Genomic DNA, 10,993 nt, shown 5'->3' on the forward strand with positions numbered 1-10,993 from the left:
CCTGCGCCCCTGCGACGGGACGGCGCCCGGGGCGGTCGGGGCGGTCGGGGTCCGTGGTCTCAGAGCGCGGTCAGGCGTACCGGGGTCGTGCCCGCGAGGAGGGTCGTGAGGGCCGTGTCGACGTTGGGGCCGAGGTACCAGTCGCCGGTGTGGTCGAGGGCGTAGGCGCGGCCCTCGGTGTCGATGGCGAGGAGGGAGCCGGTGGCGGTCTCGTGGCCGAGGGGGCAGACCTCGGTGTCGAGGGCGCGGCCGAGGTCGCCGAGCGTGCGGGCCATGTGCAGGCCGTGCAGCGGGTCCAGGTCGAGGTCGGCGGGGGCGAGCCGGCGGCCGGGGCCCTGGGCGGTGAGGCGGAGGCCGCCGAACTCGGCCCAGGCCTCGACCGCGGCCGGGAAGACCGCGTGGCGGTGGCCGGCCGGGGAGACGTGCTCGCGCAGGGTGTCGGCCCAGATCTCGGCCTGCTTTATGTCCCAGCGTCCCGGCTGCCATCCGGCGGCGCGCAGCGCGGCGTCGACGGGGACGGAGAAGCGCGTGGTGGAGGTGCGGTCGGTGTGCATCTGCCCTTTGTTCGTCGGTGGTCGGTCGGTGGTTCGGCGGTGGTTCGTGGGTCGTTCGAACTCGGGTCGGACCGGGTCCGGGGTGCGTGCGGGGTGTGTTCGGGGCGTGTCCTGTGGTGGGACGCGTTCCGCGGCCCGCTCAGTTCTCCTGTGCCGGGTCCACGATGCGGACGCCGAAGTGGGCGCTGAGGGCGGTGCAGGAGCGGCAGGGCGTGGCGAAGGCGCCGTGCAGGGGGTCGCCGTCCTCGCGGATGTGGCGGGTGGTGAGCTTGGCCTGCTTGAGGACCTTGCGGGCCTCGCCGTTGGACATGGGTCTGCGGGCGGCGCGCCTGCTGCGGGTCGCGTCCGCGCTCGTGATGTGCCGGGAGATGAGGATGGCCTCGGCGCAGCGGCCGGTGAAGCGGTCGCGCTGCGCGGTGGCGAGGGAGTCGAGGAACTCCTGCACCAGCGGGTGCAGCGGCGGCGCCTGGTCGCCGCGGGCCGCGGTGCCGGTGAGGGTCTCGCCGCGTACGGACAGGGCGGCGGCCACGGTCGGCAGGATGCCGTCGCGGCGGTGGAGGAGGGCGGGGGCGTGCGGCTGTTCCGCGGTGCTCCAGCCGATGCGGGGGTCTCCCGAAGGTCCCGCCTGCGTCGCGCTCATGGTCGTGATCCCCTCCTGTTACATCCCCCGCCAGCGGACACAGAGTGCCAAACGGCGTGGCCCGTGCGGAAGCTGGGGCAGTACGACACGCCCGGGCTTCGGCGTTCCGTAAGGGTGGTGTGACGGCTGGTCACGGAAGCGGAGGCCCGGTGACCGGTGCCGCCGTACCGCATAGGCTGTCGACGACCGCGATCCGTTCGGTCTTGCGATCGAGGGCGGACAGAACAGGCCGTAACGGGGCTTTTTCTGCTGCCGGAGAACGGTGCGACACAGCGACAGCGCAGCCAGAAGCAGCCAGAACACGTCTTACAGAATGCCGCAGGGGGCTAACGCCATGACGACAGGTCGGCTCGGGCTGGGGGCACCTCCCGGCCGCCAGGCCGGGGGACAAGCCGTGCCGCCGAACGCGGCCTACGCCGGGCAGGTCGTGCAGTTCCCGGACCCCGTCCGGGCCGCGCGTCATCCGAGAGGTGTCCGTGTTGACGCGCACGGCTATCCGGACTTCTCGCCCTACGCGCGCGCGGCCGCGGAGATCGCCGATCCCCCGGAGGGTTTCGGGGTCGATGAGCTGCGGTTGACGGACTATGTGTCCGCGAACGCGGCGCTGGCGGCGAGCGGGCACGAGCTGTGGGACACGATCCCGCCGGTGGCGACGCCGCACGGCTGGACGTGGCATCACGCGCCGGGCGGGCGTCGGCTGGAGCTGGTGCCGGTCGAGGTGAAGGCGCTGCTGCGGCATCACGGAGGCATCGCGACGGCGCGCGTGGACCAGCACAAGCGGGGCACGCGGCCGTTGCAGGAGACCCGTCCGGCGCACTTCGGGCTGCCGAAGTCGTCGGCGGTGGCGGTGACCGAGGCGCAGGTCCAGGGGGTCGAGGAGGACCTCGGGTACCGGCTGCCGGGCGCCTACCGGTCGTTCCTGAAGGCGGCGGGCGGCTGTGCCCCCGTCGGGGCGGCGCTGGACGCGGAGTTGGGGCTGCTGGTCGACCAGCCGTTCTTCACGGTGCGTGACGAGGCCGCGGTCAACGACCTCGTGTATGTCAACAAGTGCCTGCGGGACCATCTCACCAAGGACTACCTGGCCGTCGCGTTCGCGCAGGGCGGGATCCTCGCGGTGAAGGCGAAGGGCGACCGGATCGGGTCGGTCTGGTTCTGCGCGTACGACGACGCCCGTGACGTCGACCCGTCGTGGCCGCCGGCCGAGCGGGTGGAGCGGCTGCTGCTCCCCGCCGGTGAGGACTTCGACGTGTTCCTGTCCAGGCTGGCGGGCAATCCGCCGGAGCTGGAGACGGTCGCCAATCTGATGGTGGACGGTGGCTTCGCACGCGCCGTGCCGGTCGCCGCGGGCGCCGCGTCGGTGGGGGAGTGAGTTTTCGATGGTGACGTTCGCTCAGGCGCAGGAGCGCGCCGAGGAGTGGATCAACGGGGATCTTCCGGCCTATCAGCACCGTGAGGTGCGGGTGCGGGAGTTCGACCTCGGGTTCGTGGTGTGGGCGGAGGACCGGGCGGACGGCCCGCGGTCCGACGGCGGCGCGCAGCGGCTGGTCATCGCCCGGGACAGCGGGGAGGCCACGCTGTGGCCGTCGCTGCCGGTGGGTGAGGTGATCCGCCGGTTCGAGGAGGAGTACGGCCGCGCGGACGAGGCGCCGGCCGCCGCGCCGGCGCCCCCCGCCCGGGTGGATCTGAACCAGACGTCGTTCCTGCTGACTCCACCGGAGTGGCTGCAGGACGCGGCGGACAAGCTGGGCATCCCGGACCACCGCGCGAGCGCCGGTGCCGGCGCGTCCGACGGTGCCGGGTCGCGTCCGGCCGCCGCCTCGGGTGCCAACGGGGCGTCCGGGGGCGGTGGTGGTGCGCTGCCCGAGACGCTGGCCGGGCCGGTGGGGCAGGCGCCCTCGGCCGACCAGGGGACGCCCGCCACGCCGGCCGACGCCACACCGTGGCCGGCCGCCGCGTCGGTGGACGACGAGGTACGGGACGCGGTGCCGCCGAGGCACACGGACGCCCAGGACGCCGTGCCGCCGGGGGCGACCCCGTGGGCCGGTACGGACACCAACGCGGATGCCGAGGACGACCGTTCGGTGCCGCTGCCGGAGACCGTGTTCGCGCCGCAGCTCTCCGAGGTGCGCGAGGACGACGACACCCCGCCGCCCAGTGTCCTGCCGGAGGCCAGGACCGCGCTGATCTCCGGCGGCAGCCAGCTCCCGCGTACGACGGTGGCCCCGGCCCTCGGCGGCCCCGGCCCCGACTCGGGCGCACCGGCCGGCCCTTCGCAACAGCAACAGCAACAGCAGCAGCAACCGCCCGCGGGTCCGGGGACGCCGCCGGGCGCGCAGTCGTACGGCTACCCCCAGGGTCCCGGCGGCCCCCAGGGTCCCGGTACGCCGCCGCCCGGTGCGTCGTCGTACGGCTATCCGCAGGGTCCCGGTGGTGCGCAGGGTCCGGGTACGCCGCCGCCGGGGCGGCCGTTGCCGCCGCACGCCGGTGACATCGCCGACGCCGCCACGAGCAAGGCCGCGCCGCCCCCGCGCCGGGGCGGTGGGCCGGGCGCGCCGCCGCCCCCGGCTCCGCCCGGCACCCCGGGGACACCGGGCGCCCGGCCCGGTGCCACGCCTCCGCCGCAGTCCGGGCCCGGCGCGCCGGGCACCCCGGCGGGCGGGTACGTGCCGACCCAACTGGTCTCCTCCCTCGGCCCGAACGGGCCGGAGGGCTTCCCCGGCGCCCCGGGCGCCCCGGGAGCTCCTGGTGCGCCGAATCCGCCGGGGGGTACGCCTGCGGGTGGTGTGCACCACGCGGCGACGATGCTGGCCGGGCCTGCCGTGGGCGGTCCGGGCGCGCCGCTTCCGCCGGGGCCTCCCGGCGCCCCGGGGGCTCCCGGGGCTCCTGGTGCGCCGAATCCGCCGGGGGGTACGCCTGCGGGTGGTGTGCACCACGCGGCGACGATGCTGGCCGGTCCCGCCGTCGGCGGTCCGGTCGCTCCGGGTGCGCCCGGGGCTCCGGGACAGCCGCCGGCCGCCCCCGGCCCCGTGCACCACGCCGAGACGATGCTGGCCGGGCCGCCCGTCGGTGGTCCCGGTGTGCCGCCCGGTCCGCCCGGGATGCCGCCGGGGGCGCCCCACGGGATGCCCGGTCAGCCGATGCCGGGTCAGCCCGGACCGCCGATGGGGGCTCCGCCGGCGTACGGCTATCCGCAGCCGCCCGCCGGGCAGCCGACCGTCGGCCCCGGCTACCAGGCCGTGCTGCGGTTCCGGGCGCCGGACGGCTCCGAGCAGCAGGTGATCCGGCGTTCGCAGCCGGGCACCCCGCACCCGGAGTGGCAGATCTTCCATGAGCTGCGGGGGATGAACATCCCGCCGGAGGCCGTGCTGGAGCTGCACACCGAGTTGGAGTCGTGCGAGCTGCCGGGCGCGTACTGCGCCCGGATGATCCGTGAGCAGTGGCCGAACGCGCGCATCACGTCCATCGCCCCGTACGGCAAGGACCACGCCAGCCGGCAGCAGGGCATGGCCCAGCTCATCGCGCACCAGGGCGAGTTGCACCAGGTCGCGGACGGTCCGGCCCGGCCCGCGCCGGTGCGGGCGCCGCTGCATCCGGTGCAGCCCGCGCCGCCGATCCCGCCGGAGGCGATCGGGCAGGAGCTGGCGGCGGCGTTCGGGCCGGGTGTGTTCCGCTTCGACCAGCAGGCGGTGTCGCGGCAGGGCGTCCCGCCGATCGTGGCGCACACGCTCGTCGTGGCCGGACTCCCCGTCGACATGGGCCCGTTCTTCTGGGCTCAGGCCCAGCCGGGCCGCCCGGTGCCGACGCTGGCGGAGCTGGCCCAGGAGCGGGGTGTGCAGCCGGCGGCCGACGCGGGCTCGTACCTGGTGATGGGCAGCGACTTCGGCAAGGCGCTCTGTGTGCAGTACGGCACGGCGAACATCGTGGCCGTACCCGTGGAGGCGGGGCCGGGCGGCGCTCCCGTGCCGCCGCAGTTCGTGAACACCGGGCTGCCCGAGTTCGCGCGCTGTCTGGCGCTCCTCGGCCGGATGTGGCGCCTTCGCTTCGGCCTCAACCAGGAGCAGGCGGGCCGCTGGACCGTCGACTTCCAGGCGCAGCTCGCCGGTCTCGACCCGGCGGCGCTCGCCTCGCCGGAGAGCTGGTGGTCGGTGCTGCTGGAGCAGATGTGGGACGGACTGCTGTGATCCGTCGCGGCTGATGTCCATGTCGGCCGCCCCGCACATGACGCAAGGGCCGGGCCCGGTCTCGTAGGAGACCGGGCCCGGCCCTTCGCCGTGTCCGCCGCGCGGGCCCGCCGTCTCCCGTGACCCCCGCACGGAGTGTCGCGTTATGAACACTTCTGCCCGATACATCAAGATGTGCGCGAAATCATCATTTCGTGTGCGTCCGGCGGAGAGGGCCCAGCATGAGCAGCGCACCGACGGCATCCCCTGACTTCGAGTACGACGTCGTACGGCGTGGGTACCGCCCCGACCAGGTCGACACCCACACGGCGGCGCTCTCCGGGGACCGGGACGCCGCGTGGGAGCGGGCCGCCCGGCTGACCGTGCTGGCCCGGGAGATGGGCGCGGACCTCGACGAGCTGCGCGAGACGGTCGCCGGACTGGCCCCCCAGACGTACGAGGCGCTCGGTGAGAGCGCCCGCCAGTTGTTCGCCCTCGGTGTCGAGGAGGCGGCGGCCGTCCGCGCGGGCGGCCGGGACGACGCCCGGCGGATCGTCGCCGAGGGGGAGGAGGCCGGGCAGCGGCTGCGGGACGCCGCGCAGGCGTACGCCGACGGGTTGCGCGAGGAGGCCGAGGAGCGGGCCCGGCAGCTGCTGCTGGCCGCCCAGACCGAGGCCGACGAACTGCGGATCGAGGCCCGGCGCGGGGTGAAGGAGGAGCGCGGCGAGGCGCTGGCCGCGCTGCGCGAGGTACGGGAGCGCACCGAGGGGATGCTCGCCGAACTCGGCAAGGAGTACGACGAGCGGGTGGCCGGGATCGAGCGGGAGGTCGCCGAGCGGGAGGCCGCGTTCGACGCGGGGCAGGCGGACCGGGTGGCCCGTGCGGAGGCGGCTCTCGCCGAGGCCGAGCGGGAGTTCGCCGAGGCCGAGGCCGATGTCGTGCGGATGCAGGACGACGCGGAGGAGCGGGCGGCGGAGGCGCTGGCCGAGGCGCGGCGGCGGGAGGAGTGGGTGGTGCGGGAGACGGAGCGGGTGTTGCGGGAGCACGGGGAGAGGTGGGACGGGGTGCGGGCCCAGATGGACTCCATCCGGGACAGTCTGTCGGCGTTGACGGATTAGGGGGTGGGGGGTGCGGGTTCTTTGCCGGGTGCGGGTCCGGTGGGGGCTGGTCGCGCAGTTCCCCGCGCCCCTGAAAAGCAGGGGCTGCGCCTCCTGCTTTTCAGGGGCGCGGGGCCTGGTCCTTTAAGGCGCGCGGGGAACTGCGCGAGAAGTCCCACCGGACCCGCACCCGCCGACGAAATCCGCACCCCCGAGTGATCAGGCGCCCCGGTCCCCCCGGGTCGCGCCCGCCAGGATCCGGCCCTCCACCGCCTCGTACTCCCGACGCTGCTCCACCGCCTTGGTACGGCCGGAGGCCACCGTGCCGAGCCAGCCGGCGAGGAAGCCGAGCGGGATGGAGACGAGGCCGGTCGTGGTGAACGGGAACCAGTTGAAGTCGGCGCGGGGGAACGCCGAGTAGGGGGCCCCGGAGACGAGGTTGGTGCCGGTCATGAGGACGAGCACGGAGAGCGTGCCGCCGACGAGCGTGCACATCAGCCCCGTACGGGTGTAGCGGCGCCAGAAGAGCCCGTAGACCAGCGCGGGCGCGATCGCGGAGGCGCCGAGGCAGAAGGAGAGCGTGACCAGCGGCTGGAGGTTGCGGTGCTGGACCAGCGTCGCGAGGACGATCGCGGTGACACCGACCGCGCCCGCCGAGAGCCTCGCGAGGGTCATCTCCCGGCGCGGGGTGAGCGGGCGGGTGGCGAGGGCCGCGAAGACGTCGTGGGCCAGGGAGTTGGCGCAGGCGAGGATCATGCCGGCCACGGAGGCGAGGAGGGTCAGGAAGACCGCCGTGGTGACCGTGGTGAAGAGCAGGGTCTCCGCCGTGGACACCTCCGCGCCGAACGCGGCCATCGAGCCCAGCAGATAGGCCGTGTTGCCCTGCGGGTCGGCCGTCGCGATCACCTCACGGCCGATCAGGGCCGTCGCGCCGAAGCCGATCACCGAGATGATCAGGACGAAGAAGGCGACGGAGGGGACCGCCCAGGACAGTGAACGGCGCACCTGACGGGCGTTGTCGGCCGTGTACATGCGCATGGTGACGTGCGGGAGGCAGGCGCCGCCGAGGACGACCGTCAACTGGGCGCTGATCATGTCGAGTTCGGGGTGCGGGCCGCCGGAGAACTGCAGCCCCGAGCGGAGGTAGCCGGCGCCGATGCCGCTCTGGTCGGCCGCCGCGCCGAGCAGGGCGCCGGGGTTCCAGTCGAACTTGCTCAGGATCAGTACGGCGATCAGCGCGCCGGAGCCGAGCAGCATCACGATCTTGATGATCTGGATGAGGGCGGTGCCCTTCATCCCGCCGATGGCCGCGTAGCCGATCATGAGCGCGCCGACGACGACCACGACACCGGTCTTGAGGCTGTCGTTGGAGAAGCCGAGGACGAAGGCGAGCAGATCGCCGGTGCCCGCGAGCTGGACGAGCATCATCGGCATCAGCGCGGCGATCGTGACGACGCAGGCGGTGATGCGGACCGAGCGGCCGGGCATCCGCCGGGCCAGCGCGTCGCCCATCGTGAACCGGCCCGCGTTCCGCAGGGGTTCGGCCAGCAGGAACATCAGCAGCATCAGGGACAGGGCCGTGCTGAGGGCGAGGACGACGCCGTCGTAGCCGAAGAGGGCGATCACGCCGCCGGTGCCGAGCACGGTGGCGGCCGAGATGTAGTCGCCCGCGATGGCGAGGCCGTTGCGCATGGGGGAGAGCGAGCTGTAGCCGGTGTAGAACTCGTCGAGGTCGTCCCGGTCCGGGCCCGTCATCACACACAGGAGGAGGGTGATCGTGGCGACCGCCGTGAACCCGACGAGCGACATGGCCTGGGCCGAGCCGCTGAACTCGGCGAGGACGCCGACGGCCGTGGTGGTGCGTGTCATCGTGCGGGCCCCCGCCCCGTGCCCTGTCCCGAGCCGTGTCCCGTGCCCTGTCCCGCGCCCTGCCGGGCGTCCCGCCTCGCGTCCGCCGCGGCCAGTTCGCGGATGCGGTCGGCCAGCGGGTCGACCCGGTGGCGCGCGGTGTACTCGTACAGCCAGATGGCCAGGCACGTCACCGGTACCTGGAGCAGGCCGAGCAGCAGGCCCGTGGAGAGTCCGCCGGTGACCTCGCTCGTCATGAACGACGGGGCGAACGCCGACAGGACGAGGAACAGCACGAAGTAGCCGAGCGCCGTCAGCGTCGCCACCCGCCGCTGCCAGCGGTACGCGCTCCGCAGGACGCGGAGGTCGCTGTGGTGGCCGGCGGGGGCGCGGTGGGCGGACCGGGGGGCGGGCGCCGGTTCGTGGGGCGCCCAGGGGTCGGTGGCGTACGAGGGCGACGAGGTGTGCGCCGAGTACGACGGCTGGTGCGGCTGCGGGTACGGCTGGGGGTACGGCGGCTGATGCCGCGGTGGGTACGGCGGGCGGTGCGGGGGTGACGAGAACGCGTCGGTCATCCCTTGGTCTCCTTGCGCGGCTCGGGTCCGGTGCGGACCGCAGGGAGGGGGGCGGGCGTGAACGCTACTCGTGGGTTCGGTGATACGCGAGGCTTTCGGCAAACTGATCGGTCGGTATGCGCTTACTTGGAGGATCTGGCGCTGACCTCGGGTGTTACCCGGATTAACTCAGATTTTTGAACGAGGGTCAGGGCGGGGATCGGGGCTGGGCTCGGCGGCGCCGCTCGAAGCGAGCACCGGGAACCGCCGCGGCGCCACCACCAGCAGCACCACGAACGCGACCGTCGCCGCGCAGGCCGCGCCGAGGTAGACGGCGTGGACCGCGTCGGCGACGGCGCGGCGGACGGGCTCGGCGGCGACCGTGCCGGCGTCCAGGGAATGGGTGACGGCGTCGAGGTCGCCCGCGCCGCCGAGCCGGGACGCCAGCACCCCGTTGGCGACCGCGCCGAAGACCGCCGCGCCCAGGGTCTGGCCGGTCTGGCGGCAGAAGAGGATGGAGGCGGTGGCGGTACCGCGCTCCTCCCACTCCACCGACGACTGGACGCCGATGATCAGCGGGAGCTGGAAGAGACCGAGGGCGGCGCCGAGGAGGAGCATCAGCAGCATCGGCTGCCAGGCCTCGCCCGGGTAGGGCAGCAGCGGGAAGGCGAAGAGGAGGGCCGCCGCCGCGGCGATGCCGATCAGCGCCGTGTTCCGGAAGCCGATGCGGCGGTAGACGTGCTGGCTCAGGGCCGCCGACACCGGCCAGCTCAGCGTCCAGACGGAGACCACGAAACCGGCGGCCACCGGCGCCAGGCCCAGCACCGACTGGGCGTAGGTCGCCAGGAAGACCGTGGGCGCGACCATCAGCAGACCGAGCGCGCCGAGGGCCAGGTTCACCGCGGCGATCGTACGGCGGCGCCACACCCAGCCGGGGATGACCGGTTCGGCGGCCCGGCGTTCGATCAGCACCAGCACGGCGATCAGGGCCAGTCCCGTGCCCAGCAGCGACACCGACGGCCAGGAGAGCCAGGCCCAGGCCACGCCGCCCTGCACCAGCGCCATCAGCAGGGCGCCGCCACTGGCGAAGATCGTCAGCGCGCCGGCCCAGTCGATCCGGGGCCGGCCGCCCGTCGGCTCCCGCACGGGCTCGTGCAGATGACGGACCAGCAGCCACAACGCCACCGCGCCCAGCGGCAGGTTGATGAGGAAGATCCACCGCCAGTCCGCGTACGCGGCGAGGGCGCCGCCCACCCCGGGGCCCGCCACCGCCGACACCGCCCACACCGTGGACAGCTTGGACTGGATCTTGGGGCGCTCCTTGAGCGGGTACAGGTCGGCGGCCAGCGTCTGCACCGTGCCCTGGAGGGCCCCGCCGCCCAGCCCCTGGACGACACGGAAGGCGATCAGGGACCCCATGTCCCAGGCCAGCGCGCACAGCAGCGAGCCCAGCAGGAACAGGGCCGCGCCGACGATCAGCACCGGCTTGCGGCCGAAGGTGTCGGAGAGCTTGCCGTAGACCGGGAGGGTCACCGTGACGGCGAGCAGATAGCCGGAGAAGAGCCACGAGAAGACGGAGAAACCGCCGAGGTCGGCGACGATCTGCGGGACGGCGGTGGAGACGATCGTGGAGTCCAGCGCGGCCAGGCCCATGGCCAGCATCAGGGCGGCGGTGACGGCTCTTCGGCGCCCGGTGCCTCCGGTGGGTCCTGCCGCGCCGTGTGCCGCGGACCGTATGCCGCCCGCCTGTTCGCCGCCCGCCTGCTCGCCGTCCACCGGATGCCTTCCCCTTGCACCTATCTGCCGCCGACCACCATGCCATTGACCCTCACGCCACGGCAGGGTGCAGCCTGGTCGCACCGCGCGGGCCGGGCGCCGCGGGGCGGACGGGAACGCGACGGCGGGCCCCGGGAGGAGGCGAACCCCGAGACGGTCTCCTCCCAGGGGGCGAGATCCCTTAGGGGTACCTCCGTACTACGGCTAAGGGCGGGTTCGTACCGCCGGAGGACGAGACGGGACGCCGTCCGTCCTTAACCTGGCTTTACGCCGCTGGGGGGCGGCGAACCGGACCCGCGGGGGTGGGGTTTTCCCCCGCAGAAGACTGCGCCGGGCACCAGCGCGCCGGACCCCGTCCGGGGGC

General features: G+C 74.1%; 8 protein-coding genes. 3 read left to right on the forward strand and 5 right to left on the reverse strand.

The window, feature by feature from the left end:
- Positions 1–59: 59 nt before the first annotated feature.
- Both J8M51_RS44680 and J8M51_RS44685 read right to left on the reverse strand, forming a co-directional pair.
- The gene (locus tag J8M51_RS44680) at positions 60–554 is read right to left on the reverse strand and encodes an SUKH-3 domain-containing protein (protein ID WP_086757090.1); all 495 of its coding nucleotides are present in this window, start codon (positions 552–554) and stop codon (positions 60–62) included.
- A gap of 139 nt (positions 555–693) precedes the next feature.
- Positions 694–1,194: a YwqJ-related putative deaminase gene (locus tag J8M51_RS44685; RefSeq protein ID WP_086757089.1), complete on the reverse strand. Its 501-nt coding sequence runs from the start codon at positions 1,192–1,194 to the stop codon at positions 694–696.
- A gap of 334 nt (positions 1,195–1,528) precedes the next feature.
- Between J8M51_RS44685 and J8M51_RS44690 the strand changes: the two genes are divergently transcribed.
- The 3 genes from J8M51_RS44690 to J8M51_RS44700 all read left to right on the forward strand — a co-directional run bounded on the left by J8M51_RS44690 (position 1,529) and on the right by J8M51_RS44700 (position 6,472).
- Entirely contained in the window at positions 1,529–2,563 is a 1,035-nt protein-coding gene (locus J8M51_RS44690) for an SMI1/KNR4 family protein (protein WP_086757087.1), read from the forward strand.
- Between the two features lie 7 nt (positions 2,564–2,570).
- Positions 2,571–5,375 (forward strand): SUKH-4 family immunity protein, encoded by a 2,805-nt coding sequence (locus J8M51_RS44695; protein WP_086757086.1) that lies wholly within the window; start codon positions 2,571–2,573, stop codon positions 5,373–5,375.
- 221 nt (positions 5,376–5,596) lie between these two features.
- Positions 5,597–6,472, forward strand: a complete 876-nt coding sequence (locus tag J8M51_RS44700) for a cellulose-binding protein (protein ID WP_216588793.1) — start codon at positions 5,597–5,599, stop codon at positions 6,470–6,472.
- 198 nt (positions 6,473–6,670) lie between these two features.
- Here J8M51_RS44700 and J8M51_RS44705 read toward each other — a convergent pair whose 3' ends face one another.
- The 3 genes from J8M51_RS44705 to J8M51_RS44715 form a co-directional block, all read right to left on the reverse strand.
- The gene (locus J8M51_RS44705; RefSeq protein ID WP_086763046.1) at positions 6,671–8,320 is read right to left on the reverse strand and encodes a sodium/solute symporter; all 1,650 of its coding nucleotides are present in this window, start codon (positions 8,318–8,320) and stop codon (positions 6,671–6,673) included.
- On the reverse strand, positions 8,317–8,874 hold the full coding sequence (locus J8M51_RS44710; RefSeq protein ID WP_267300058.1) for a DUF485 domain-containing protein: 558 nt from the start codon (positions 8,872–8,874) through the stop codon (positions 8,317–8,319). Before J8M51_RS44710 ends, J8M51_RS44705 begins: the two co-directional genes overlap by 4 nt.
- A gap of 168 nt (positions 8,875–9,042) precedes the next feature.
- A complete protein-coding gene (locus tag J8M51_RS44715; protein WP_267300189.1) occupies positions 9,043–10,590 on the reverse strand; it encodes an MFS transporter in 1,548 nt (515 codons plus the stop codon).
- Positions 10,591–10,993: the final 403 nt, after the last annotated feature.

Origin of the sequence: Streptomyces griseiscabiei (genome assembly GCF_020010925.1) — a bacterium.
GTDB lineage: Bacteria > Actinomycetota > Actinomycetes > Streptomycetales > Streptomycetaceae > Streptomyces > Streptomyces griseiscabiei.

Excerpts from the sequence above, each read along its gene's own strand:
- J8M51_RS44680 (WP_086757090.1), bottom strand. The coding sequence starts at position 554 with ATGCACACCGACCGCACCTCCACCACGCGCTTCTCCGTCCCCGTCGAC.
- J8M51_RS44685 (WP_086757089.1), bottom strand. The coding sequence starts at position 1,194 with ATGAGCGCGACGCAGGCGGGACCTTCGGGAGACCCCCGCATCGGCTGG.
- J8M51_RS44690 (WP_086757087.1), top strand. The coding sequence starts at position 1,529 with ATGACGACAGGTCGGCTCGGGCTGGGGGCACCTCCCGGCCGCCAGGCC.
- J8M51_RS44695 (WP_086757086.1), top strand. The coding sequence starts at position 2,571 with ATGGTGACGTTCGCTCAGGCGCAGGAGCGCGCCGAGGAGTGGATCAAC.
- J8M51_RS44700 (WP_216588793.1), top strand. The coding sequence starts at position 5,597 with ATGAGCAGCGCACCGACGGCATCCCCTGACTTCGAGTACGACGTCGTA.
- J8M51_RS44705 (WP_086763046.1), bottom strand. The coding sequence starts at position 8,320 with ATGACACGCACCACCACGGCCGTCGGCGTCCTCGCCGAGTTCAGCGGC.
- J8M51_RS44710 (WP_267300058.1), bottom strand. The coding sequence starts at position 8,874 with ATGACCGACGCGTTCTCGTCACCCCCGCACCGCCCGCCGTACCCACCG.